The sequence below is a fragment of the Actinokineospora enzanensis DSM 44649 genome, assembly GCF_000374445.1.
GTDB lineage: Bacteria > Actinomycetota > Actinomycetes > Mycobacteriales > Pseudonocardiaceae > Actinokineospora > Actinokineospora enzanensis.
In genome coordinates this window covers 24,484-48,511 of record NZ_KB894411.1, presented here as the reverse complement: position 1 = coordinate 48,511, position 24,028 = coordinate 24,484, and the positions used below count along the sequence as shown (strand labels likewise).

Annotated in this window: 23 protein-coding genes; 14 read left to right on the top strand and 9 right to left on the bottom strand. The window is 70.9% G+C overall.

The genetic code is table 11. The annotated features are described in order from the left end of the window. Positions 1-20 precede the first annotated feature (20 nt). Both C503_RS0113285 and C503_RS48490 read right to left on the bottom strand, forming a co-directional pair. The gene (locus C503_RS0113285) at positions 21-1,241 is read right to left on the bottom strand and encodes an MFS transporter (RefSeq protein WP_018682703.1); all 1,221 of its coding nucleotides are present in this window, start codon (positions 1,239-1,241) and stop codon (positions 21-23) included. Then, positions 1,238-2,446: an MFS transporter gene (locus C503_RS48490; RefSeq protein WP_033400578.1), complete on the bottom strand. Its 1,209-nt coding sequence runs from the start codon at positions 2,444-2,446 to the stop codon at positions 1,238-1,240. The genes C503_RS0113285 and C503_RS48490 overlap by 4 nt, the downstream gene beginning before the upstream one ends. Before the next feature lie 95 nt (positions 2,447-2,541). Here C503_RS48490 and C503_RS47830 point away from each other — a divergent pair, with 95 nt between their 5' ends. Further along, positions 2,542-9,234, top strand: coding sequence for a glycohydrolase toxin TNT-related protein (locus tag C503_RS47830; RefSeq protein WP_245572480.1), 6,693 nt, complete (start codon positions 2,542-2,544; stop codon positions 9,232-9,234). A 59-nt stretch (positions 9,235-9,293) separates the two neighbouring features. On the opposite strand, the gene C503_RS0113270 is transcribed toward C503_RS47830, so the two are convergent. Both C503_RS0113270 and C503_RS46775 read right to left on the bottom strand, forming a co-directional pair. Next, a complete protein-coding gene (locus tag C503_RS0113270; RefSeq protein ID WP_018682701.1) occupies positions 9,294-9,890 on the bottom strand; it encodes a pentapeptide repeat-containing protein in 597 nt (198 codons plus the stop codon). A gap of 12 nt (positions 9,891-9,902) precedes the next feature. Then, entirely contained in the window at positions 9,903-10,319 is a 417-nt protein-coding gene (locus C503_RS46775; RefSeq protein WP_018682700.1) for a universal stress protein, read from the bottom strand. Positions 10,320-10,500: 181 nt separating this feature from the next. Between C503_RS46775 and C503_RS0113260 the strand changes: the two genes are divergently transcribed. The 4 genes from C503_RS0113260 to C503_RS0113245 all read left to right on the top strand — a co-directional run bounded on the left by C503_RS0113260 (position 10,501) and on the right by C503_RS0113245 (position 14,105). Next, positions 10,501-11,574, top strand: a complete 1,074-nt coding sequence (locus C503_RS0113260; RefSeq protein ID WP_018682699.1) for a bis-aminopropyl spermidine synthase family protein — start codon at positions 10,501-10,503, stop codon at positions 11,572-11,574. After that, positions 11,571-12,038, top strand: coding sequence for a GNAT family N-acetyltransferase (locus C503_RS0113255; protein ID WP_018682698.1), 468 nt, complete (start codon positions 11,571-11,573; stop codon positions 12,036-12,038). The genes C503_RS0113260 and C503_RS0113255 overlap by 4 nt, the downstream gene beginning before the upstream one ends. After that, complete coding sequence (locus tag C503_RS39235; protein WP_018682697.1) at positions 12,035-13,054, top strand: HAD-IIIC family phosphatase; 1,020 nt, start codon at positions 12,035-12,037, stop codon at positions 13,052-13,054. The genes C503_RS0113255 and C503_RS39235 overlap by 4 nt, the downstream gene beginning before the upstream one ends. A 184-nt stretch (positions 13,055-13,238) precedes the next feature. Next, the gene (locus C503_RS0113245; protein WP_169514537.1) at positions 13,239-14,105 is read left to right on the top strand and encodes an ROK family protein; all 867 of its coding nucleotides are present in this window, start codon (positions 13,239-13,241) and stop codon (positions 14,103-14,105) included. A 126-nt stretch (positions 14,106-14,231) separates the two neighbouring features. Here the strand turns inward: C503_RS0113245 and C503_RS0113240 are convergent, their stop codons facing one another. The 3 genes from C503_RS0113240 to C503_RS0113230 all read right to left on the bottom strand — a co-directional run bounded on the left by C503_RS0113240 (position 14,232) and on the right by C503_RS0113230 (position 16,770). Then, complete coding sequence (locus C503_RS0113240) at positions 14,232-14,612, bottom strand: bacteriophage spanin2 family protein (protein WP_018682695.1); 381 nt, start codon at positions 14,610-14,612, stop codon at positions 14,232-14,234. 68 nt (positions 14,613-14,680) lie between these two features. Further along, positions 14,681-16,096 carry a serine/threonine-protein kinase gene (locus tag C503_RS45895; RefSeq protein ID WP_018682694.1) on the bottom strand — a complete coding sequence of 472 codons (1,416 nt, stop codon included), beginning with the start codon at positions 16,094-16,096 and terminating at the stop codon, positions 14,681-14,683. A 101-nt stretch (positions 16,097-16,197) separates the two neighbouring features. Further along, the gene (locus C503_RS0113230; RefSeq protein ID WP_018682693.1) at positions 16,198-16,770 is read right to left on the bottom strand and encodes an HhH-GPD-type base excision DNA repair protein; all 573 of its coding nucleotides are present in this window, start codon (positions 16,768-16,770) and stop codon (positions 16,198-16,200) included. A 102-nt stretch (positions 16,771-16,872) separates the two neighbouring features. On the opposite strand from C503_RS0113230, the gene C503_RS0113225 reads away from it, so the two are divergent. Both C503_RS0113225 and C503_RS48860 read left to right on the top strand, forming a co-directional pair. After that, positions 16,873-17,568: a DUF433 domain-containing protein gene (locus C503_RS0113225; protein ID WP_211222389.1), complete on the top strand. Its 696-nt coding sequence runs from the start codon at positions 16,873-16,875 to the stop codon at positions 17,566-17,568. Next, positions 17,450-17,809: a PIN-like domain-containing protein gene (locus C503_RS48860; protein WP_425393521.1), complete on the top strand. Its 360-nt coding sequence runs from the start codon at positions 17,450-17,452 to the stop codon at positions 17,807-17,809. The genes C503_RS0113225 and C503_RS48860 overlap by 119 nt, the downstream gene beginning before the upstream one ends. Before the next feature lie 146 nt (positions 17,810-17,955). Here the strand turns inward: C503_RS48860 and C503_RS0113220 are convergent, their stop codons facing one another. Continuing rightward, positions 17,956-18,765, bottom strand: coding sequence for a metal-dependent hydrolase (locus tag C503_RS0113220; protein ID WP_033400588.1), 810 nt, complete (start codon positions 18,763-18,765; stop codon positions 17,956-17,958). 60 nt (positions 18,766-18,825) lie between these two features. On the opposite strand from C503_RS0113220, the gene C503_RS0113215 reads away from it, so the two are divergent. Further along, positions 18,826-19,392 carry a GNAT family N-acetyltransferase gene (locus C503_RS0113215; RefSeq protein ID WP_018682690.1) on the top strand — a complete coding sequence of 189 codons (567 nt, stop codon included), beginning with the start codon at positions 18,826-18,828 and terminating at the stop codon, positions 19,390-19,392. A gap of 56 nt (positions 19,393-19,448) precedes the next feature. Here the strand turns inward: C503_RS0113215 and C503_RS39225 are convergent, their stop codons facing one another. Further along, positions 19,449-19,841, bottom strand: coding sequence for a hypothetical protein (locus tag C503_RS39225; protein WP_018682689.1), 393 nt, complete (start codon positions 19,839-19,841; stop codon positions 19,449-19,451). Positions 19,842-19,964: 123 nt separating this feature from the next. Here C503_RS39225 and C503_RS0113205 point away from each other — a divergent pair, with 123 nt between their 5' ends. The 6 genes from C503_RS0113205 (at position 19,965) to C503_RS39220 (ending at position 24,016) form a co-directional block, all read left to right on the top strand. After that, positions 19,965-21,185 carry an NADP-dependent isocitrate dehydrogenase gene (locus tag C503_RS0113205; protein WP_018682688.1) on the top strand — a complete coding sequence of 407 codons (1,221 nt, stop codon included), beginning with the start codon at positions 19,965-19,967 and terminating at the stop codon, positions 21,183-21,185. A 181-nt stretch (positions 21,186-21,366) separates the two neighbouring features. Then, entirely contained in the window at positions 21,367-21,681 is a 315-nt protein-coding gene (locus C503_RS0113200) for a hypothetical protein (RefSeq protein ID WP_018682687.1), read from the top strand. An 18-nt stretch (positions 21,682-21,699) separates the two neighbouring features. Continuing rightward, positions 21,700-22,527, top strand: a complete 828-nt coding sequence (locus C503_RS0113195; protein WP_018682686.1) for an exodeoxyribonuclease III — start codon at positions 21,700-21,702, stop codon at positions 22,525-22,527. A 15-nt stretch (positions 22,528-22,542) separates the two neighbouring features. Next, complete coding sequence (locus C503_RS0113190) at positions 22,543-22,851, top strand: nucleotidyltransferase family protein (RefSeq protein WP_018682685.1); 309 nt, start codon at positions 22,543-22,545, stop codon at positions 22,849-22,851. Then, entirely contained in the window at positions 22,841-23,203 is a 363-nt protein-coding gene (locus tag C503_RS0113185) for a HepT-like ribonuclease domain-containing protein (RefSeq protein WP_018682684.1), read from the top strand. The genes C503_RS0113190 and C503_RS0113185 overlap by 11 nt, the downstream gene beginning before the upstream one ends. Positions 23,204-23,704: 501 nt before the next feature. Next, on the top strand, positions 23,705-24,016 hold the full coding sequence (locus tag C503_RS39220) for a hypothetical protein (RefSeq protein WP_156893182.1): 312 nt from the start codon (positions 23,705-23,707) through the stop codon (positions 24,014-24,016). Positions 24,017-24,028 lie beyond the last annotated feature (12 nt).

Sequence of the window (24,028 nt, the reverse complement as noted above, 5' to 3'; positions counted from 1 at the left end):
TGACACCAATAGCCCAGGTGTCAGGCGGGAACGGCCGTCCGCCCCGGTACCGGCACCGCCAACGACAGCCCCGAGGCGATCATCGCGACCACCGTCGCGGCCCCCACACCGGCCGCGGGCCCGATGTGGTCGAGCAGCCACCCCACCACCGGCAGCAGCAACGACGAGCCGAGTGTCGCGGCGGTCATCATCCAGCCGAACACCTCGGCCGTCCGGCCCTCCGGCGCCAGCTCGCCGACGCGGTGGTTGTTCGCCGCCAGCGCGGGCGCCACGGTCAGCCCGCCGATCCCCAGCGCGGCCGCGAGCAGCCACACCGAACCCGGTATGACCGGCGGGAGCAGCGGCACCAGGATCCCGAAACCGGCCGCCATCATCAGCGTGCGCAGCCCCAGCCGGGCCGTGCCGGAGCGGGCGCCTGCCACCACCCCGCCCACCGCCGACCCGATCGACCACACCGCCACCAGCAGCCCCGCCGCCGCGGGCCGACCGGTGTCCCTGGTCCACGCCACGATCGTCATGTCGACCATGGCCAGCGGCGCGAACATGCACAGCCCCATGGTCAACGCGGCCCGCAGCCCCGGCGCGCGCAGCACCGAACCGGTGGACCCGGCGGGCCGCTCGACCGGGGTGCGCAGGCCGACTCGGTGCAGCGCGCGGGCGAACCCGGTGGACCCGACGACCGCCAGCGTCGCGCTCAACAGCACCCCGGCGCGCGGGTCCACCACCCCGACCACCGCCGCCACCAGCACCGGCCCGACCACCCACAGCGACTCCTGCACGGTCGCCTCGACCGCGTACATCGACTGGCGGTCGCCCGGGTCGGTGATCAACCGGGGGTAGGCGGCGCGGGCGATCTGCGTCACCGGCGGCTGCACCAGGCCGACCAGGCAGGCCACCGCCGTCGCCAGCGGCCACAGTCGGGCGGGCGCCAGCGTGGGCAGGAAGGCCAGCAGCACCATCGTCACCGAGTACAGCGAGACGAGACCGGCCAGCAGGCGGACCGGGTCCCCCCGATCGGCGGACTTCCCGCGCAGCGGCCCGCCAAGGGACACACCCACGGTGTACGCGCCGCCGACCACGCCCGCGGCCACGTAGGAGCCGGTCCAGCCCGCGATCAGGAACGTCAACGCCAGCGGGGTGCCCGGCAGGTAGAGCCTGCCCAACATCGCCCAGGTGAACAGGCCGCGCAGGCCGGGGACGGCGAACAGCCTGCGGTAGGTGCCCAGTGTCCCGGCCGTCATGCCAGGACCGGCCCCCGACCGGGCACGGGCACGGCCTGCGACAGTGCCGCCGCCGTCCCCGCGATCACCGCCGACCCGGCCGCGGTCGCCGCCGGGCCGCCGTGGTCGAGCAGCCAGCCCGCCACCGGCAGGTACAGCGAGGACCCGAGCGTGGACGCGGCCATCACCCAGCCGAACACCTCCGCGGTCCGACCCGCGGGCGCCAGCTCGCCGATGCGGTGGTTGTTCGCCGCCAGCGCGGGCGCCACCGCTGCCCCGCCCACCGCCAGCACGACCCCGATCAGCCAGGGCGAACCGGGCGTGACCGGCGGCAACACCGGGATCAACGCGACCAGCCCCAACGCCATCAACAGCGTCCGCAGCCCCAGCCGGGCCTCGCCGGGGCGCCCGCCCATCACCAGCCCGCCCACCGCCGACCCGGCCGACCACACCGCCACCAGCACCCCGGCCACGGCGGGCAGGCCGCTGTCGCGTGACCACGCCACGATCGCCATGTCCACCGCCGCCAGCGGCGCGAACATGCACAGAGACATCATCAGCGCGGGCCGCAGCCCACGGGCGCGCAGCAGCGGACCACCCGCCCCGCCCGCCCGCTCGGCAGGCGCGCGCAGCCCGACCCGGTGCAGCGCGTACGCGAACCCGGCGGGACCGACGAACGCCAGCCCCGCGCACAGCAGCACACCCGCCCGCGCGTCGACCGCGCCGACCACCGCCGCCACCAGCACCGGCCCGACCACCCACGTCGACTCCTGCATGGTGGCCTCGACCGTGTACACCGACTGCCGGGTGTCCGAGTCGACGATCAACCGGGCGAACGCCGCCCGCCCGATCTGGATCACCGGCGGCTGCGCCAGCCCCACCGCGAACGCGAGCACCGCCACCACCGGCCACAGCCGCGCGGGCAGCACCTCGGGCAGCAGCGCCACAGCCGCCAACCCCGCCGCGTACACCGCGGAGATCACCAGGAGTAACCGGACCGGGTCCCCCCGATCGGCTGACCGGCCACGCGCCGGGCCGCCCACCGCCATGCCGACGCTGTAGCCCCCGGCGACCACACCCGAGGCGACGTAGGAGCCGGTCCAGCCCGCGACGAGGAACGTCATCGCCAGCGGCGTGCCGGGGAAGTGCAGCCTGCCCAACAGGGACCAGCTCAGCAACCGGGGTAGCCCCGGAATGGTGAAAAGTCGGCGGTAAGTCCCCAGCACGTGGCCACTGTGCCCCAGGGGGCCGACAGGCCGGTAACGATTATGTCATTGTCGCAGGCAGACCGGCCCCGTTGGATCCACCGTATGCCGAAGGCATGCTCGCAGGAGAAGATGTCACCGTGGCACTACCGACGCAGCTGAACCCGACCGAACAGGACGCCCTGGTCAAGCAGATCGGGCTGGCGCTGCTGCGGGCCGCACCGGCGCGGTGGACCAGCATCGTGGTCGAGTACCGCGCCCTGGGCCGCTACCTGGAGGCGGGTGGTCGCGTCACGCTCGGCGACGGGACCGACGAGGACATCAAGGTGTCCCCGGACATCGCCATGCTGTTCGGCAGGCTCCGCGCGGGCATGTACCGGGAGGGCCGGGGCACCTGGTTCAACGCCCGCTACCAGCTCGACCAGCCATCCGCCTACAACCTGGAGTACGACCGCGACGAGCCGCGCTGGACCTCTCCGCCGCCGCTCCCGGCCTACGCCGACGACCTGCGCACCTTCCCGCGCGACGAGGCGAACGTCCCGGAGTGGGTGGTGCGCCGGATGGCCGAGCTGAAGCCGCCGTTTCGGGTCGCCCGCATCTTCGACGCGCCCGGGCCGGGCGGTCGGCCCTCGGTCAACCGACCGCCGGTGAACGACGCCGACGACCTGCTGCACTACCTGGACAGCGCACCGCTCGCGCTGCCGGTCCGCGGCATGGACACCGACCACCTCGACGACGAGGGCAGGCAGGCCGTCCCGGTCGCCTTCCACACCGACGGCACGTGGATCTGGCCCGCGGCGGTCAACTACTACCTGCGCGCGCACGGCGTACCGCCGGAGCCCGACCTGGTGGAACACATCCGCCGGGCAGGCTTCGAGCTGCCGGAGATCGCTGAGCTGACCTGCCAGAACGCCGCGGTGTTCCTGAGCCGCGGCCGCGCGCCGCGGCCGAACCGTCCTGGACCAGGAGAGCCCGCGGGCCCCGGTCTGGGGAGTGCGGGTCCGGCAGGCCCCGGCGCGTCCGGTCTCGGCGGTCCCGGGGCAGTCGGGTACGCCATCCCTCGGTTCGACGCCGCTGACCAGGCGCCTCCCGGCCCGTTCGGCCCGCCGCACGCCGACGCCGCGAGCACCGACTCTCCCGACTTCGCAGGTGCCCCCGGCCCGATGCGCCCCGGCACCGACTTCACCAGCGCACCGACCCACCCCGAGTCGACCAGCCCCGACTTCGGTGCTGCCCCCGGCCCGGTGCATTCCGGCCCGGCAGACTCCGGGTTTGCTGGCGCCCCGGGTTCGGTGCATTCCAGTCCGGCAAGCTCCGGGTTCGGTGAGGCTCCTGCCTCGATCCGTTCCGACTCCGCTGACTCCGGGTTCGCTGGAGCCCCTGGTTCGGCGCACTCCGGCCCGGCAAGCTCGGGATTCGGTGAAGCTCCCGGCTCAGTGCATTCGGGCCCGGCTGGCTCCGGATTCGGTGACGTTCCCGGCCCGATGTACTCCGGTTCGGGAGGTTCCGGGTTCGCTGGCGCACCTGGCTCGGTGCACTCCGAGGGCATTGCGCCGAGCCCTGGGTTCGGCGACGCGCCTGGCTCCGGGCGACCCGAGTCGGCGTTGTCCGGGTCCGAGTTCGGCGATGCACCCCACTCGCGTTCCGGGGCGGGCGCACCCGAGTCGGTGCATTCGGAGTCGGAGTCCGGCGAGGCCGCGGCCTACGCACCCGATGACGACATCGAGGGTGGGCCCGACCACGGCAACAACGGCTCCGGGCGACCGTTCGACGACGGTGGCGCGGGCATCCCCGACAGCAGCACCCCCCGCCCCCGCGCCGACGACACCGGCGCGCGCTCCAGCGGTGGACAGTCGTCCCGGGTCAGCAGCTCGCCGAAGCTGCCGGACCCCCGCTCCGCGCAGCCGAAGGTCGGCGCGGCGATGACCGGGTCCGGCAGGCCGATGGAGTCCCTCACCGAGTCGGACCAGGACCAGCAGTCGCCGTGGATCCCGGAGGAGCCGACCGACCGCCCCGCCGTCGACATCGCCAACGCGTTCACCGCGACGGGTGACCGGGAGACCGCCGAGGCAGGCCAGGCCGCCATCTACGGCACCCCGTTCGACGCTTTCACCCCATCGGGGACCGAGCAGGCGCCACCGCCGTGGTCCCGCACCCCGGAACGCTCCTGGGCCTTCGACGGCACCGCCGAGCAGGAGGAGGCCCAGCCGTGGGCCCCCGCCGAGGTCGGCCTGCCCGAACCCGAGACCCCTGCCGCGCAGGACCAGCCCCCCTGGGGCCCCGTCGACTCGGCCGTGGACGAGCCCCCGACCACCGGCTGGACCCCGAAACCGGTCGACCAGGACTCGCCGTGGGCCCCCACGGCCGAGGACGACGAGCACACCGACCCGACCGACCCGACCGATCTGGGCGTGATCTCCCACATGCCCCTCCTGTGGGACCCGAAGTCCGCCGAGTCGACACCCCCCGTCGAACGCAACGGCCACGCCCACGCCGAACCCCGCCCCCGCCCAGACCTGGACGACGACGACCTCGCCGACCCCCGACCCCTGACCCCACGGTTCGAAGACCGTCCCACCACCGAGCCCCTGGACACCGGCTGGCACCCCGACGCCCCGACCAGCCTCCCCACCGACTCAGACCTCGACCCACACCCCACCCCCGACTGGCAGCCCGACCCGACTGCAAGCGACTCCGGTAGCCGATCCTCCGATCCGACGTCCGCAGCGCATGTGATCGAGGATGCCGGTTCCGGCCGACAGCCCAACGGAATCGCCGGCGACCCCGGTCGCCGATCTTCTGGCCCGGAGACCGCTGACGCCTCTTCCGACTGGCAGCCCGGCGGGGTCGCAGGCGACCCCGGTCGTCGGTCGCCCGGCTCGGAGTCGGTGGCGAGTTCGGCGGAGGCCGCTGAAGCCGGTCACCAGTCCTCCGGCCCCGGCCACGAGGCCATTGGCGCTGGTTGGCGACCTGACGCGGATGCGTCCGCGACCGAACCGGGCGGATCTGCCTGGCAGCCTGGTGACGTCCCCGACTCAGGCCGACGAACCGCTGAGCCGAGGTTCGAGGACGGGCCCACCCCGGTCGGCGCTGCGCGGTTCGGCGGGTCCGAGCCCGGTGACGCCCTCCGCGAGGCGCCTTCCGCAGGTCAGACCGCAGACTCGCGGACCGACTGGCAGCTCGGTGCGGCTGAGCCCGGTCAGCAGTCCACCCCGGTCGAGTCCCGACCCGAGTGGCAGCCCATGGCCGAGTCGGGCGAGCCCGCCGATCCCACGCTGTGGCGGTCGGCACCCCCCGGGATGGACGAACCGGTCTTCACCGTCCCCACCGACCAGGTGCCAAGCGTCACGGCCACCCCGGCCCCGTGGGAACGCGCCATCCCCGAACCCGCCAACGACTGGTTCACCACCGAACCGACCGGCTGGACCCCGGCGACGTCCTCCCCGGAGGCGACAGGCCGCCGCGCCCTCGCCGACCCCACGGCGGACTCACTCACCCAGCCGCCTGCCGACCCCAGCCCCGACTGGACGGACGCGCCCAGCACCGGCCGTCGCGCCCTCGCCGACTCCACGCAGTCCCCGAGCGCGGAACCCACGTCCAGCCGGTCCACCGCCGAGCCGACCACCTCCGCGTGGTCCGACTCCCAGCCCGCCGAGACCACTCCCGACTGGTCCACGCCCACCAGCCACCACACACCCGAGCCCGACGACCCGGCCACTCACCCCGAACCCAGCCACGCGTGGTCCACCGCACAGCCCACCGAGTCGGCCTCCGGCCGCCGCGCCCTGGCCGAGACCGACACCCAGGCAACAGATACCGCGTCCACCTGGCCGGGCCCGGCCGAGTCCCGGCCTGCCAACACAGACGCTGGCCGCGAGCCCACCGACTTCCCCACTCACCAGGCAGATGCTGCATCCGCCTGGTCCGGCCCGGCCGAGCCCCGGCCCATCAACGCGGACCCCGGCCACTCGTTGCCGGAGTCGACCGACATTCCGGCCCGCCAGAGCTGGTCCGACCCAGCCGAATCCCGATCCGCCAACGCGGACACGGGCCATGCTTTGCCGGAACCCTCCGACATTCCCGCCCATCAAGCATCGGATGCCGCTTTCGCCTGGTCCGGCTCGGCCGAGTCCCGGCCTGCCGACTCGGATGCGGGCACTGTTCTGTCGGAGTCCGCTGACATTCCCGCCCATCAGGCAACGGATGCCGCGTCTACCTGGTCCGGTTCGGCCGAGTCCCAGGACACCGGGCGTGTTCTGCCAGAGTCGACTGACGTTTCCGCCCACCAGACAGATGCTGCTTTCGGCTGGTCCGGCCAGGCAGAGTCCCAGTCTGCCAACGCGGATGCCTGCGGTTTCTTGGCGGAGTCCGCTGGCATTCCCGCCCACCAGACAGATGCTGCCTCCACCTGGTCTGGCCCGGCCGAGTCCCGGCCTGCCAACACAGACACTGGCCGCGAGCCCACGGACATTCCCGCCCACCAGGCGGATGATGCCTCCACCTGGTCCGGTCCGGCCGAGTCCCAGCCTGCCAACTCGGGCACTTTCTCGGAGCCCAGTGACACTCCCGCCCACCAGGCTTCGGATGCCGCGTCCACCTGGTCCGGCTCGGCTGAACTCCAGCATGTCAACGCGGATCCTGAGCCTGCGGGCATTCCCGTCCACCAGGCTTCGGATGCTGCTTCCGGCTGGTCCGGGCCTGCCGACGTGAATGCAGGCCCGGAGTCCACTGACGTTCCCGCCCATCAGGCGATGGACGCCGAATACCAGCCCACCGAGGCAGCCTCTGGTCGCCGAGCTCTGGCGGAGACCCAGGATGCTGCTCCCACCTGGTCCGGCTCCAACGCCGAGCCCGCAGGCCGACGCGCTGCGGAGTCGCCCGACATTCGCGCCCACCAGATGACGGACGCTTGGTCCGGTCAGGCGACCGGAGGCCGTCGCGCTGCGGCCGAGCAGGCCGACAGCCCTGCTCACCAGACGATGGAAGCCGGTCCGACGGCCCAGCCCGCGGCGAGCACCGGCCGCCGCGCTATGCCGGAATCGGTCGACATCCCGGCACAGCAGATGGCCGACGGTTGGATGTCCCGGCCAGGCGAGGCAGACGCAGGCGGTCGTGCTTCCGGAGAGTCGGTCGAGGCAGGCCAGATGACAGGTGCCGCGCCCGGATCGGCCGAGTCCCAGCCCACCAACACGAACGCGGGCAGTACGTTCACGGAGTCGGCCGATGCCGCTTCCGACTGGTCCGACCCGGCCGGTTCTCAGCCCACCGAGGCAGTTTCCGGCCGCCGCGCCCTGACCGATTTCCCCGCCGAGGCGGCCACCGGCCGTCGCGCACTGGCGAGCGACATTCCTGGACAGACGACGGATGCCCCCGCGGGCTGGTCGAATCAGCATGACGACGCGGGACCAGGGCGTCGTGCAATTCAGGCGGATGCCGCTTCGACGGCGCCTCAGCCTGGTATGGCCGACACCGGTCGACGTGCCGCGACGGAATCCGGTGACGTTCACCAGGTCCGTTCGGCTCAGTCCCAATTCGACACGGCAGGCACCGGGAACCGCGCATCGGCCGAGGAGCCCGACATTTCAGCTCGCCAGGCACCGGATGTCTGGTCCGCTTCAGCCGAGTCCAACCCGCAGCACGCGGAATCCGGCGACCCCGCTCGCCAGACACCGGGCGTCACTCCTGCCGAGTCCCGAACCGGCGAAACAGAAGCCCCCGGTTGGTCCGATTCCTTGCCAGGCCGGGCAAACGCGGACATCCCCGCGGTGACTCGCCTTCCGGAACGCGCCGTCGCCGAATCGGCGAGCATTCCCGCCACGGCCCAACAGCCCGTCGACATCCGACAGGTCGCGAATGCCGACTGGTCCGGACCCCAGCCCGCCCCGGGCGCGTTGGCCAACCAGCAGGCAACCGGCTGGTCCGCTGAAGGCCCGACCGCCCCGGCGCGGCGCGAGGGCATCCAGCACACGGACACCGGCCATCGTGCCGAGCACGCGCCCCAGTCCAGGCACTGGACCCCCACCGCGGAGACCAAGCGTCCCCCCGCGGCCGCCCTGCCCTCACAGGAGTCCCCAGCGGCAGCCGTCGAGCGCTTGCGGGCCCGGCTCGGCGCGCTGGGCGTCCCCGAGTCCCGGTACCGGATCGGTTCCCCCGCCGGTTCCGCCTGGACCATGGAGCAGACCGGCGAGGGCTGGCGCGTCGGCTGGTTCGACGGCCAGTTCGTCGCCCCCGCCGTGTTCGAGGACGTCGCCGACGCGGCCGCGTTCCTGATCGGCAAGCTCGTCCTGGACGTGGCCAGGCCCGAGCCCGCCGCCACGGTGCCCGCCCCCGTCCCCCTCTTCGACGACGACGAGGAGGACGTCACCCCCCGCCGCGCCCAGCCGCGGCCGGTGGCCCGCAAGACCGAGCCCGTGCGCCCGCCGACCAGGACCGAGCCGACCTCGCGCCGCCCGCAGGACTGGCCGATCCAGCCCCGCCCCGGCGAGCCTCCGCTCACCCTGTTCCGCGGCAAGCAGCTGCTGGAGCTTGCTCCCGGCACCGAGATCGACCGCTACGGCGAGACGGCGGGCAACCTCACCTACGCCGCGGGCACCCCGTTCGAACGGCGTTCCCTCGTCCCGGACTGGGTCAACCGCCCGTACCGCGCCTACCGGGTCGTCAAACCGACCGAGGCGCTCACCGGCGTGGCCATCCCGTGGTTCGAACAGCCCGGCGGCGGCGTCGCCTACCTGCTGGCCCGTTCCGTCGCGGAACTGCTGGACAAGGGCTACCTGATCGAGGTCGACGACCGCTCCGCCCCGAACCGCTAGCGCCCGGATGTCGCCGGGACGCCCCAGGGCCGTCCCGGCGACACGGCATCGCCGACGCGCTAGTCGAGCACCAACCCGTGTGCCGCCGCGAACGAGATGGCCGTGTCGATGTCGACGCGGGCGCCGCGCAGGTTGGCCTGCACCAACGCGTCCGCGTCCAGCCGCGCGCCGCGCAGATCCGCCCCGCCCAGGCGGGTGCCGGTCAGCCGGGCGCCGGTGAGGTCGGCCGCACGCAGGTCCGTCTCGCGCAGGTCGGCCTCGATCAGGTTGGCCTCCCGGAACCGCAGGCCCTTCAGCGAGGTCTTGGACAGCGCCGCCCGGGACAGGCTGACCAGCGTCAGATCCGTGTCGGTGATCGTCAACGGCCGGAACCGCACGTCGGTGAACGTCGAGCCGATCAGGGTGCAGCCAGTGAACGTCGCGTCGGTCAGCGTGGTGCGGTCGAAGACGCAGTTGCGGAACGCGCTCGTGGTGTGCCGGGACTCGCCGAGGTCGGCGCGGGTGAAGCGGCAGTCGACGAACGCGCAGCCCGCGGTGGTCAGGCCGCGCAGGTCCGCGCCGGTGAAGTCGCAATCGGTGAACGTGCGCCGTTCCCAGGTCTGTTCATGCAGGTCGGTCTCGCTGTAGTCCTCGCCGGTGACGGTCGCGCTGTCCATGCGGCCACCCTGTCACGGCACCACGACGACCGGGCACACCGCGTCGGCGATGAGCGTGCGCCCGACCCGCCCGTGTGTGGACCGGCCGATCACCACGCAGTCGGCGGTGACCTCGGTCGCCACCGACTCCAGACCACGCGCCGGATCGCCGCGCACGTGCACGACCTCCCACGGGATGCCCGCGGGGTCCAGGTAGCGGGTGGCGTCCAGGCGCAGCTCGTCGGCGTACGCGGCCGCCGCCTCCTGCGCGCCCGCGACGCTCACCCCGCTCCAGTAGGCGGGCCCGGCGAGGGCCTCCACGTACACCAGCACCAGCCGCGCCTGCTCGCGGCGCGCCAACCCCGCCGCCCAGGCCAGGGCGTTCATCGCCGACGGGGTGCCATCCACCCCGACGACGATGACCGTGAGCCCGTCCTTCGCACCCGACACGTACCGGATCGTAGGCAGACCGGTCCACTCTGGACCACGGTCGGGCGGGGGTAAACTCGGCCGCGGCCCGGCGGCACGAGGAGGAATCATCCGGTCGATCGATGCGGACGACACCGTCGCGCGGGTAGCGCGGGCCGTCGGTCTCGCCGAGGGCGTCGTCGGGGTCCAGGACATCATCCGGGTGATCGCCCGGCACGAGCCGGTCCCCGCGCGCGAGATCAGCAGGCACGTCGAGCTGCCGGTGCCGCTGGTCACGGCGGTCTGCAACGAGCTGCGGCAGCTCGGCGTGGTCTCCGGCGAACGCCCCACCCGACTGACCCCCGACGGCCGCGCGGCGTTCGCGGGCGGCCTGGTCGTCGGCGCGACCCCCTGCCCCACCTGCGACGGCCGCGGCACCGTGCTCACCGACGCGCTCGCGGGCCTGGCGGCCGAGCTGGACCGCACGTTCGAGGCGCAGCCGGGCGCGAAGCTGGAGCTGGACCAGGCGCACTGCACGGTCGACAGCAAGCTGCGCCGGGTCGCGCTGCTGATGCAGCACGGCGCGCTGGACAAGCGGATCGTGTTCATCGGCGACGACGACCTCACCTCGCTCGCCGTCGCGCACTACGCCCGGGTCACTGCGGGCGCGTCCGGCCGGTTCGAGCTGACCGTGGTCGACGTCGACACCGACCTGCTGGGCTTCGTGGCCGCCGAGGCCGCGCGGTTCGACCTGCCGATCACCACCGTCGAGCACAACCTGACCGAGCCGCTGCCGGACAACCTGCTCGGCCGCTTCGACATGGCCTTCACCGACCCGCCCTACACCGTCGCGGGCGCCGAGCTGTTCCTGTCCCGCGCGGTCACGGCGCTGGCCGAGGGCGGCGGTCAGCACGTGTTCTTCGCGTTCGGCGCGCGCAGGCCGGACGAGACGAACCGGGTGCAGGCGCGGATCGCCGAGATGGGGCTGGCGATGCGTTCGCTGGTCCCGAACTTCAACACCTACACCGGCGCGGGCGTGCTCGGCGGCACCAGCCACCAGTACCACCTGCGCACCACGCCCGGCGCCAAGCCGGTCATCGAGGGCGCCCACACCGGCGCCCTCTACACCGCCGACAGCCGCGCCGCCGTCGCGCGCCCGTACCAGTGCGCGAGTTGCAAGCAGGTGCACAAGGTCGGCCCCGGTCAGCGCTGGACGACGATCGCCCAGCTCAAGAGCGACGGATGCCCGCATTGCCACAGCGAGAAGTTCCGACCGATGCCGTTGGGGACGAGATGAGCGACCGCTACCTGGTCCGCGACGCCACCGAGGCCGACCTGCCGCGGATCGCCCTGCTGGAGATCGAGGTCGCCAAGATCTCCTTCGGCGACGAGGCCGTGGTGGACCCCAAGACGCACACCGACCGGGTGCGCCGCTCGCTGGGCGGCGCGGGCGAGGTCACCGTCGTCGTGGTCGCGGCCGACGACCCCGGCACCGCGCTGGGCTGGGGCTGGCTGTCGAACCGCGCCAACTCGCTCACCGGCGCCCGCTACGGCAACTTCCGCACCCTGGCCACCTTCCCGCACGCGGATCGCACCGAGATCGGCGAGATCCTGCTTCGGATCATTCTGCAGCGCGCCACCGGGGCGGGCGTCACCGAGCTGGTCGGCAAGGTGCACGTGGAGAACGGGCCGATGCGGGTGCTGTACCGGAAGTTCGGGTTCGAGGCCGTGCACCTCACCATGCGCAAGCGTTTCCCGTGACCGCGGTCAAATGCGTGGTCTGGGACTTGGACCGCACCCTGTTCGAGGGCGTGTTGCTGGAACGCGCCGAGGACGTCGTGCCGACCGTGGCCGCAGGCATGCTCGCCACGCTGACCACGTTGCACGAGCGCGGAATCCTCAACAGCATCGCCAGCCGCAACCCGCCGGACCTGGCCGCGCGCGCGGTCGCCGCGATCGACTGGCCGGGTCCGTTCGTCGCACCGCAGTACGGTTGGGAGCGCAAATCCCGGTCGATCGAGGCAATCGCCTCGGAGCTGAACATCGCCGTCGACGCGATCGCCTTCGTGGACGACGACGCGTTCGAACGCGCCGAGGTCAGCGCGGCATTGCCCCGAGTGCTCGCGCTGAGCCCGGAGGACATCCACGAGGCAATGTCCTGGCCAGAGTTCACCCCGCCCGCGATCACTGCGGAAGGCCGTACCCGCTCGGCGAAGTACGTGGCGGCCCGGGAACGCGCGACGGCGGCCGCCGGGTTCACCGGCAGCCACGAGGACTTCCTCCGCTCGGTGCATACGACGGTCGAGTTGTGGCACGCGGACCCGTCGGATGTTCCGCGATTGCACGAGATGTCCGTACGGACCACTCAGTTCAACTCGCGCGGAGTGATCCTGCCCGAGGACGAGCTTCATGCGCTGATCCGGTCCGCTGGGCATCTGGTGGTGTGCCTGGGTTTGTCGGACTCGTTCGTCGACGACGGCCTGGTCGGCGCCGCCGTGGTCAGGGTCGCCGACGACGCCTGGACCGTCGAACACGTGATGATGTCCTGCCGCGCGATGGGCCGCGGCGTGTCGGACACCCTGCTGGCGTGGCTGGTGTCCGCCGCCGCCGGTGTGGTGCGGATCCCGTTGCGGCCAACCGAACGCAACGTCCCGCTCCGCGTCGCCCTTGTGGCAGCCGGGTTCCGCGCGACCCCCGGCGGCGAGTCACCGGTGTTCAGCCGGGGTGTCGAGCCCGCTTTGCCGCAGCCGGAGTCGGTTGCCGTCCACTGGCGCTGACCATCCACAGTGGTCGTTCGACGGTGAAGATTCCCGGCGGCCCCGATTTCCCCCGACTCGGGTGTGGTGGCGGAGACCATCCCTACGGACTATGGACCGTGCGCCCGGTCATCGGCGAAGATCACCAGTGGCCGCCGGGCGGGCGGACCGGTGCACGCACCCGACTTCGTTCGAGGACTTGATCGTGACAACGGAAAACCTGTTGGCCATCGACATCGGCGCCACCAAGTTCGCGCTCCGCGCGGCAGGCCCCCACGGCACCTGGACCACCAGGTCGACCTGGCCCGGCCCGGACTGGCCCGCCGACCGCAAACTGCTGTGCGACGCCGTCGCCCGCGCCCGCGCCGAACTCGCGGCCCCCATCGACCGCGTCGGCCTGGCCACCGCGGCCCCACTCGACCCCAACGGCGTCGTCGCCACCTGGGACGCCCGCCCCACCTGGCAGTGCGTCCCCCTGCTGGACACCCTCCGCGAGGCCACCGACACCGCCACGATCACCACCCTGGACGACGGCAGCGCCGCCGCCCTGGCCGAGGCCCACAACGCGGGCTGCGCCGACCTGGTCCACCTGTCCCTCGGCTCCGGCCTCACCGGCGGCATCATCCGCGGCGGCCGCCCCGTCCCCGGCACGGACCTGGCCCACCTGACCGTCGACCCCGCGGGCACCCCCTGCCCCTGCGGCCGCACCGGCTGCCTCCGCACCGTCGCCTCCGGCCGCGCCATGGCCATCCGCGCCACCGAGGTCCGCGGCCACCCGACCACCACCGCCCAACTCGCCGCCGCGGCCGCCGCCAACGCCCCCTGGGCCAACACCGTGCTGGACGAGGCCGCCATCGCCCTTGCCACCGCCCTCACCGAACTCGCCACCCCCACCCACCCCACCCGAGCCCACATCGGCGGCGGCCTGGGCACCGCCCTCCCGACCCTGGCCACCCGAACCGCCCTGGCCCTGGCCACCCGCTCGGAAGGCCTGGTCCACACAGTCGTCGCCCAGGCCCGATTCGGCACCGACGCAGCCCTGGTAGGCGCCCTACTCGCAGCCCGCTCCTGAGCCGACCACGCCTTCGGCACCTGTGGATGATTCGACAGCTTGTGGACAACTGCCAGGGGACCCCCCGAATTTCACGCTACCCGGTCAAGCAGTGAGCGTGCGCGGAGTTGTCCACAGGGTGGGGCGCTACAGGCAGGCGTTGGTCAGGGCGGCGAAGGCGTCGATCTTGTTCTTGGCGTAGGCGGTGATGTTGGCCGGGTTGAGGTCCGGCACCGCCAGTTCGTTGATCTTCGCCGACATGTCGTTGATGGCGTCCTTGACGGCCTGGTCGGCGGTCTTGTGGCTGAGCTCGTTCAGTTCGTCGACGGTCTTCTTCGCGTCCTCGGCCGTCTTGTCCAGGTCTTGTGAGCTGGGGGTGAAGTTGGCCAGCTCCAGGGCCTGCACGCACACGGTCGCCTTGTCGGCGGCGTTGCTCGCGGTGTTGCTCGCTTCGCGCACGGTCTCGCAGGCGGTGAGGGTGCCGAGGAGGGCGGTCGCCAGGGCTAGGGTGGCGAGACGGGATCGCATCGGGGCCCCCGGGGAATCGGTGGTGGTTTACCACGAAGGATATCCGTTTTGCCCGACCCCTACGGCCCCTATCCGGTGGTGAACGCGCTCTCGTCGCGGTCGCCGTCCTTCGGGCGGGCGATGCAGTACAGGTAGGGGCGGGTCGGGCTGCCGACCGTGGTGGGGAAGATGTCGATCTCCCAGCCGCGGGTGTCCTGGTCCTTGGCGGTCCGCGCGGACATGACCCGGTCGGTGCAGACGGCCTTGACCTCGGGTAACTCGCCGATGGACTTGACCGGCGCGCCGTCGCTGGACACCGGGAGCCAGGTGCCGGAGAACGCCTGCCAGGTGTGGTCCTCGTCGCAGTCGATCGGTTTCGCCTTCACGTCCACGCCCGAGGTGACGACCAGGCCGCCGAAGCACTTGTCGTCGATGCAGAAGCCGTTGGTACCGCTGTCCCCGCACGGCGACATCCCCGGTGGCACCGCAGGAGCGGCAGGTGTGGCGGCCGCGCTCGTCGGGGTGTGTGTACCGGGCGTGTTAGTGGCGACCTGCTTCTCGTCACCGGTGAACAGTCCGCGGGTAAGGAAACCCATGAAGAACAGGAAGATGACGGCTACCGATGCTGCGGCGATACGCAGCTTGCGGACCAGGTCCGATGCGATCTGAGGCAGCGGTCGGACCGCGCGTTGCCCGTTGAGCTCGTCCCGCAACTGCGTCGCGTCGCTCGTGCGTCGCGCGGCGTCCGAGGACAGAGCGTTGAGCAGAGCCGCGTTGAAGGCGGGCGGCGCATCCGGGATCGGTTGGACGGGCGCGCGCAACGCCGTGATCAGATCGTCCAGCGAATGCGCGGGCCACGGGATGTCACGCGGCCGGGTGCCTGCGGCGAGCGTGTAGAGAGTGGCGGCGAGCGAGTAGATGTCGCCTGCGGCGGTCGGTGCTGCCTGCGCGAACACCTCGGGAGCGGCGTAGTACGGGCTGAGCGCGCCGACGGTGATCGTGCTCTCGGCGTGCGCGTCCAGGATCGCGGCCAGCCCGAAGTCGGCCAGCTTCACCGCGCCGAACGCGTTGACCAGGATGTTCGCCGGTTTGATGTCCCGGTGCAGGATGCCGACCTGGTGCACCTGGGCGAGTGCGTCGGCCAGGTCCGCGCCCATCTCGACGACCTCGTCGAACGGCAGTCGGCCGCGCCGGTCGAGCAGGTCGGCGAGCGAGCCGCCGGTGCACAGCTCCATCACGATGTAGGGCCTGCCGTCGGCGGTCACCCCGGCGTCATAGACGTTGACCACGTGCGGGTGACCGGACAGCCGCGCCGCCGCGCGCGCCTCACGGAGGAACCGGTCACGGTCGCGTTCGGTCTGCAGCACCCGGTTGTCGACCTTGACCGCGACGTCGCGGCCGAGCTGGTCCTGCCGGGCGAGGAAGACGGTGCCGAAACCGCCCTGGCCGAGCGGGCCCGCGAGGGTGAGGCCGGGGATCAGGGGAGGGGGAGGCACCGAGGTCACGGGAGGAATCTACTTCCATCCCGGCGGGCGACGGACGCACCCACGTTGCCGCGCATTTGCCTGCACCCCATGACGTGCCGGGTTTTCCGAACCCCGCGCGACTACCCTTTCGCGGCGGCCTTGGCGGCCTTCTTGAACGCCCGAACCTCGGCAAGCGTCTCAGCACTCACGACATCCGCGACCGACCGCCTGCTATCCGCCAATCCGTAGTCTCCGGCCGCCTCCCGCCAGCCCGCCGGGGCCACACCGCGCTGCTTGCCGAGCAACGCGAGAAAGATCTTCGCCTTCTGCTCCCCATACCCCGGCAACGCCTTGAGCCGCTTGAGCACCTCTTTGCCGTCCGGCTTTCCCTTCTTCCACACAGCCGTGATGTCACCGTCGTACTCGGCCACCACAAACTGACACAACGCCTGCACCCGCTTCGCCATCGACCCCCCATACCGATGAATCGCTGGCGGCGTGGTCGCCAACGTCGCGAACGCCTCGGGGTCGTACTCCGCGATCTCATGCACGTCCAGCTTGCCCAGCCGGGTGAAGAGCTTGTAGGGGCCGTTGAACGCGACCTCCATGGGGATCTGCTGGTCCAGCAACATCCCGATCACCAGCGCGAGCGGCTCCCGATCGAGCAGGGCATCCGCGTCGGGGTTCTGGGCGATGCAGATCTTCGGGCTCATGGGTGTCATCGTGACACGGGCGCACAGGCGACGCGCTGTCCTGTGCGCTCCACCGGAAGGTGTCGCACATCGCTATGATGATCGGGGTTCGCGCTGGTCACGATGCCAGTGCTGGTCGGAGCTAGGGTGGGGGTGCCGGGCGTGGTCGACAAGTTCCACGACCCGATGCTGACTCCGAAAGATGTCGCCCGCCACCTTGAGATCCCGGTCTCGACGGTGCGCTACTGGCTCGGTGAGAAGGCGCACGGGGCACCGCTGGTCCACCAGGTCCCGGCGGAGAAGCGTGGGAGGCCGTCGGTCCCGTTCATCGCGGTGGTCGAGGCGTACGTACTGCGGTCGTTGCGCGACCTCGGCCTCGGCATGGCGAAGATCGAGCAGGCGGCGGCGGAGATCCGCAAGACGTTCAAGACGCCGTATGCCCTCGCGACAAAGAAGATCACCACAGATGGCGTGGACATCTTCGTGCACTACGCGGGTGACGAACTGGCCAGGGTCGGGGACAACCAGCAGCCGATCCGCGAGATTATCGATGGGTACCTGCACTTTATCGAGTGGGACACGGCGGATGACTTCGCCGGGAGTCTACGGCTTCGGCAGTACCCGGACGTCGCGCCGGTCATCCTCGACCCCAGGTTCGGACACGGTGTTCCGGTGATCCGGTCGAGCAAGGTGCCGGTTGATGCCGTCGTCGACCTGTGGCTCGCGGGCGAGCCGTTCTCGGCGGTGGCCTACGAGTATGGCTTGGCCGTGGACCAGGTCGAGGCGATCTGCCGAGTTCATGCCAGCCACGCCGCCTGAGTTCTTCCTCGACCGCGGGTTGGGCCGCCGAGTTGCGGAGCGGCTGGTCGAACTCGGCTGGGTGGTACACCGAGCCGCCGATCACTTTCCGAATGACGCCCAGCACGTCGCGGATGAGGACTGGCTCGCATACGGTCTGGATCGGGGCTGGTCTCCGTTGTGCAAAGACGGCCGCATACATCAGGCCACCTGCTGGTCGAGCAACATGGGCCAGTCCCGCCACCGCGGGCCCTGCTCCTAGGTGTTCGGTTGATAGCCAATTAACTGTACCGAACAAACTGAGCCGACCTGTGGCAACGACTCCTGGGAGGCGGAAGCAGATCCCACTGCTGCGCCCGTTCCGCCGAGACGACCGGGTCCGGGATCAGGGACGCGGGCGCGGCCGGGTTAGGTCCAGGGGGCGAGGCGGATGCCGTCGAGCATGGGGAGGGCGCCGGTGCGGTGTAGGGCGATGGCCGACATCCAGATCGCCACCACGGTCAGGACCGGGCCGACCAGGGCCATCTCCACCCGGCCGCCGGTGCGCATGCGGAGGATCTTGGGTGGGGCGACCGGGTACCACGTCTTCAGGCCGATGGGGACCGGCCACAGGATGGGGCAGCCCTGCTCGGTGATGGCGTCGCCCAGGTAGTGGGCGATGCAGCCGATGCCGACGGCCACTCCGCAGGCTGCGGCGTTGGCGTCGGAGTGGTCGGTCCACTTCAGGCAGGCGTAGGTCAGGATCAGGGCCGTGCCGGTGATCCACAGGGCGTCGTGGCGGGGGGACCACTTGTGCATGATGCCGCGCACCGCCAGGCCGCAGAAGAAGAACATCAGCAACGGCAGGGCCCACGAGCGGCTGGTCTGCACGATCGCGGTAGTCACCACTGTCGCTATGACCGCGAACACGAGCGTGTGTGTGAACCCGCGGTGGCCGCCGCCGCGTTTGGAGTCACGTTTTGTTCGAGTTAACCGGTAGAGCCCACTGCTGAGGCCGTTGAGGAGACTAGAGGCGGCCTGCGTCACCGGGCCGAACGTGGCGGAGACCGTGGACTCCGGGTGGTCCAGGTCCGGGAGCAGTGCGGCGCCGGTGGCCAGGATCGCGCCGACCAGCCAGCCCTTGGTGGACAGGTTGCCGATGGCGCTGTCGGCGGCCAGCGCGGTCACCGCCGCCCAGGCCGCCAGGCCGCTGATCGCGTGCGTCGGTCCGGTCGACACCGGGCCCACCCCCAGAAACTCGAAAGCCAATCGCGCCGCGACAACACTAGGGTTCCGGTCGTGCCCAGTCCCGCGTTTCCGATCACGACCCGCCGACTGATCTTGCGGCCGCTGGACCTCGCAGACGCCGAGGCGATACACGCGTACCAGTCGCGCGAGGATGTCACGACCTACCTGTACTGGGGGCCGCGCACGCGCGCGGAGACCGAGGAGGCGTTGCGCAGGCGGGTCGGGCCGGTCGTCTTCGAGAACGACGGTGATGTGATCGGGTTGGCGGTCACCTCACGTGACAGCGGGGCCCTGATCGGTGACGTCATTCTCGCCTACAACAGCGTCCAGCACCGGACCGCGGAGATCGGGTACGTCATCAGCCCCGACCACCACGGCCACGGCTACGCCCACGAAGCCGCCACCGAACTGCTGCGGCTGGCGTTCGAGCACTACGGCATGCACCGCGTCATCGGCCGACTCGACGCCGCCAACCACGCCTCCGCGCGCGTCCTCGAAAAGCTCGGCCTACGCCGGGAGGCGCACTTCGTGCAGAACGAGTTCGTCCGCGGCCGCTGGGCCGACGAGGCCGTCTACGCCATGCTCGCCCACGAGTGGACCGCCCCCTCGACGAACTGAGGGGCAGCGGCCGAAGACGCCCCTGACCGGGCCCGGTCAGGGGCGTCGGGCCTGGGTCACGTGTCGAGGTGGCGGAAGCGTTCGTGGGCGGCCTGTCTGGTGATGCCCAGGTTGTTGCCCACGTCGGTCCAGGACGCGCCGGTCGACCGGTAGGCGGCGACGGCGTGCTGGGTGAGTGGTCGGTGCCAGGTGTCGATCTCGGCGAGTAGTCGCAGCGCGGCTTCCGGGCGGGTACGGATCATCTCGGTGACCTGTTCGCGCAGGACGTCGGATTTGACCAGGAGCCAGTCCGGGGGGCGGGCCTCGTTGGCGATCAGGGCGTGCCGCCACCACTCGGACTCGGCGTCGGCGCGGGTCTCGGACGGGTGGTCGGCGTGCCAGCCGCAGTCGCAGGTAGGACGGTGGTCGATGACGGTGCCGTGGTGGCCGGGGAGCTCCAGGTCGGACATGACTGTCAAGATACCTTGACGGCCTACGATCCGGGTGACCGTGCCCACAGGCGTCGGGTGGAGAGTTACCAGTACGCTTGTACCGTTTTCGGGATTCAGCAGGCGAGAGGAGCACCGCGGCTCATGGCCAAGATCAAGGTCCAGGGGAAGGTCGTCGAACTCGACGGCGACGAGATGACCCGGATCATCTGGAAGTTCATCAAGGACAAGCTGGTCCACCCGTACCTGGACGTCGACCTGGAGTACTACGACCTGGGCATCGAGCACCGCGACGCCACCGACGACCAGGTCACCATCGACGCCGCGAACGCCATCCGGGAGCACGGGGTCGGCGTCAAATGCGCCACCATCACCCCGGACGAGGCGCGGGTCGAGGAGTTCGGCCTGAAGAAGATGTGGGTCTCGCCCAACGGCACGATCCGCAACATCCTCGGCGGCGTGGTGTTCCGCGAGCCGATCATCATCTCGAACATCCCGCGGCTGGTCCCCGGCTGGACCAAGCCGATCATCATCGGCCGCCACGCGCACGGTGACCAGTACAAGGCCACCAACTTCAAGGTGCCCGGCGCCGGTGAGCTGACGATCACCTTCACCCCGGCCGACGGCTCCGAGCCGATCCAGCACGTGGTCGCCAACTACGGCGCCGACGGCGGCGTGGCCATGGGCATGTACAACTACAACAAGTCCATCGAGGACTTCGCGCGCGCGTCCTTCTCCTACGGCCTGCAGCGCAACTACCCGGTGTACATGTCCACCAAGAACACCATCCTCAAGGCCTACGACGGTGCCTTCAAGGACATCTTCCAGGCCGTCTTCGAGGCCGAGTTCAAGGCCGAGTTCGAGGCCAAGGGCCTGACCTACGAGCACCGGCTGATCGACGACATGGTCGCCGCCGCGCTCAAGTGGGAGGGCGGCTACGTCTGGGCGTGCAAGAACTACGACGGCGACGTCCAGTCCGACACCGTCGCGCAGGGCTTCGGCTCGCTCGGCCTGATGACCTCCGTGCTGTCCACCCCGGACGGCCGCACCGTCGAGGCGGAGGCCGCGCACGGCACCGTCACCCGGCACTACCGCCAGCACCAGGCGGGCAAGCCGACCTCGACCAACCCGATCGCCTCGATCTACGCCTGGACCCGCGGCCTCGCGCACCGCGGCAAGCTGGACAGCACCCCCGAGGTGACCGGCTTCGCCGAGGCGCTGGAGCAGGTCGTCATCGAGACCGTGGAGAGCGGGAAGATGACCAAGGACCTGGCCCTGCTGGTCGGCAAGGACCAGGCCTGGCAGACCACCGAGGAGTTCCTCGGCACGCTGGACGAGAACCTGCAGAAGAAGATGGCGGGCTGACGCTCGCTCTGCCTGCTCCCGGGCCCCCGCCGCGTGTCGGCGGGGGCCCGCTCGCGTTCGGTGACGGTGCGTCGCAGGCATTGGCCCCAGTGGGTGGTTAGCCCGATTGGCACTGGCGGCGGCCCCTCGGGTTGCGTCAACGTGGAAGGGACGTCGTTGACGCGGCAGGGAGAGTGAAACGGTGTTGCCGAAGACCGTGCTGGTGGGTGGCGCGATTGTCGGGCTGGTCATCATCTACTCGATGGGCGTCGACCGCCCGAACAGCGAGTCGACCACGCCGACCAGCAGCACCGCCCGGTGCCGCGTCGCGGTCACCGCGGACATCCTGAACGTGCGCTCGGCGCCGGACCCGAACGCCGATATCGTCGGCAAGTTCAAGGTCGGCGCGGAGAGCGACGCGGACCCGGTGGTGCAGAACGGTTTCCGCAAGCTCGGCGACGCCCGGTGGGCGTCATCGGAGTTCCTCAAACCCCTGGAAGGCCGCAACTGCGGCTAGGGACCTACTCTCTACGGCGTGCTGACCGTCTCGACTGTCAACGTCAACGGGCTGCGGGCCGCTGCCAAGAAGGGCTTCCTGGAGTGGCTGGCGGCCACGTCGGCCGAGGTGGTGTGCCTGCAGGAGGTGCGCGCCGAGCCGGACGAGCTGCCCGCCGAGGCCGGTGCCCCGGACGGCTGGTTCGTCACGCACGCGACATCGACGCTGCTCAAGGGCCGCAACGGGGTCGCGGTGTACTCGCGCGCGGAACCGCTCGCCACCCGGGTCGGCTTCGGTGTACCCGAGTTCGAGGCCAGCGGCCGCTACGTCGAGGCGTGGTTCCCCGGCCTGGTCGTGGCCAGCGTGTACCTGCCCAGCGGCGAGGTGGGGACGCTGCGGCAGGACCAGAAGGAACGCTTCATGGCGACGTTCCTGCCGTACCTGGTCGAACTGCGCGCGAAGGCGGCGGCGGACGGGTGCGAGGTGCTGGTCTGCGGGGACTGGAACATCGCGCACCAGGAGATCGACCTGAAGGCGTGGAAGGCCAACCGCAAGAACGCCGGGTTCACACCGGGTGAACGTGCCTGGATGTCCCGGGTGTTCGACGAGGCTGGCTATCGCGACGTGCTGCGGCTGCTGCACCCCGACGGGCCTGGGCCGTACACGTGGTGGTCCTACCGGGGCAAGGCGTTCGACAACGACTCCGGCTGGCGGATCGATCTCCACGTGTCGACGCCGCGGTTGGCGACGCGGGCGCGGTCGATCGTGGTGGAACGGCCGGAGAGCTACGACACCCGCTGGACCGACCACGCACCGGTCACGGCGAGTTACGACTGGCCGCCGACCGCGGATCGGGCACAATTGTGACCAGGAGGTGCTGGGGTGCACGAGATCATCGCCGCCAACCTGCCAAAGATCGAGGAACTGTGCAGGCGCCTGGGCGTTCGCACGCTCGACGTGTTCGGGTCGGCCGTCACTGAGTCGTTCGACCCCGCGTCCAGCGATGTGGACATCCTGGTGGATTTCGATGCGGGGCCGGGCTTCGATCACTTCGGCAGCTACTTCACCCTGAAAGAGGAGCTGGAACGACTCCTCGGACGTCCCGTCGACCTGGTGAGCGGCGCGGGCATACGCAACCCGTACTTCCGGCAGCAGGTTATGGAGACCAGGGAAACTCTGTATGCGGCGTGATCCTCGTGCATATCTGTGGGATGCGCTGCGTGCCGCCGGTCTGCTGGCCGAGTTCACCGCGAGCAAGTCCTTCGCTGATTATCAGGCGGATGCGATGCTGCGTTCCGCCGCAGAGCGCCAGTTCGAGATCATCGGGGAAGCGCTGAACAACCTCTCGAAGATCGACGCCGAACTTGCCGCCCGGGTGCCGGATTTGCGCCGTATTGTGGCATTCCGCAATATCCTGATCCACGGCTACGCAACCGTGGACGATGCCCTCGTGTGGCAGGTGCTAACCGACAAGCTGCCCGGTCTGGAACGAGTGCTTCGCGAACTGCTCGCCGAGTTTGATCCATCCGATCAACCGACGTGATCGAGTCGGAGCGGCTGGCGCAGGAGTACGCGGGGTAACGCTTCCATCGGGTGGATGGCTTCTAAGCGACGTTCGAGGCACGGTGGGTCCTGCCTGCCCGCCAAACGACCACGAACTCGACAGCGCCGAGTTCGCCGTCCCGCCTGATCTGGCAGGCGTCGTCTACGCCGACGCCTGGACGGCACGTCCCCGAACGAGTGGTTTGGGGTGCCACTGGAGTGGGTGCGCGTGGGTCTGGGCGTGCCGGGTGGGGTTGATGGTGCTGTTGTGGGGTACAGGGCCGCTCACCTGGACGGACGGCGGGAGGCGATAGGCGTTCCCAGTTGGCGATCTGGTGATCCACTACCCCGTGACGTGGCGCACTCGGACAGGGCGCTACGCTCGCCCGCATCAGCCGAACGTGCGGCGGGGGCCGACACGATCGGTAGGTTTCCGAGGGACTGGCAGGCAGTGCCTAGTCCGATCGAGGGACGGTACAGCAGTGAACAGCGGTGTCGTTTCGTGAATGCCCGAGCAGTGGGAGTCCGCCTGGCGGGAGCGTTGTCCGCCGCCGCGGCCCTGGGTGTGCTGGGCGCCGGTCAGGCGGTCGCGGAGACCACCAACGCCGAGAGCCCGGTGCCGTTCACGGTGATGGGCCCGGTCGGCGTGCTGGCGGTGATCTTCGGGGTCGGTGGCCTGGTCGTCGGGCTGATCCGGCGGCGGAAGGTGACCCCCACGGTCACCGAGGCGAACCGGAAGATCGAGCAGGTGTCGGTCACGGTTCCGGTGACCCTGCCCGCGCAGCGCCGACCCCAGGCCGACCACACGGCCTGAACCACACAAGAC

Excerpts from the sequence above, each read along its gene's own strand:
- C503_RS0113230 (WP_018682693.1), bottom strand. The coding sequence starts at position 16,770 with ATGAGCCCGAAGATCTGCATCGCCCAGAACCCCGACGCGGATGCCCTG.
- C503_RS0113185 (WP_018682684.1), top strand. The coding sequence starts at position 22,841 with ATGCGGCGTGATCCTCGTGCATATCTGTGGGATGCGCTGCGTGCCGCC.
- C503_RS0113240 (WP_018682695.1), bottom strand. The coding sequence starts at position 14,612 with ATGCGATCCCGTCTCGCCACCCTAGCCCTGGCGACCGCCCTCCTCGGC.
- C503_RS0113285 (WP_018682703.1), bottom strand. The coding sequence starts at position 1,241 with ATGACGGCCGGGACACTGGGCACCTACCGCAGGCTGTTCGCCGTCCCC.
- C503_RS39225 (WP_018682689.1), bottom strand. The coding sequence starts at position 19,841 with ATGTCCGACCTGGAGCTCCCCGGCCACCACGGCACCGTCATCGACCAC.
- C503_RS47830 (WP_245572480.1), top strand. The coding sequence starts at position 2,542 with ATGCTCGCAGGAGAAGATGTCACCGTGGCACTACCGACGCAGCTGAAC.
- C503_RS0113255 (WP_018682698.1), top strand. The coding sequence starts at position 11,571 with ATGAGCGACCGCTACCTGGTCCGCGACGCCACCGAGGCCGACCTGCCG.
- C503_RS0113225 (WP_211222389.1), top strand. The coding sequence starts at position 16,873 with ATGCCAGTGCTGGTCGGAGCTAGGGTGGGGGTGCCGGGCGTGGTCGAC.
- C503_RS0113270 (WP_018682701.1), bottom strand. The coding sequence starts at position 9,890 with ATGGACAGCGCGACCGTCACCGGCGAGGACTACAGCGAGACCGACCTG.
- C503_RS0113205 (WP_018682688.1), top strand. The coding sequence starts at position 19,965 with ATGGCCAAGATCAAGGTCCAGGGGAAGGTCGTCGAACTCGACGGCGAC.
- C503_RS48860 (WP_425393521.1), top strand. The coding sequence starts at position 17,450 with ATGCCGTCGTCGACCTGTGGCTCGCGGGCGAGCCGTTCTCGGCGGTGG.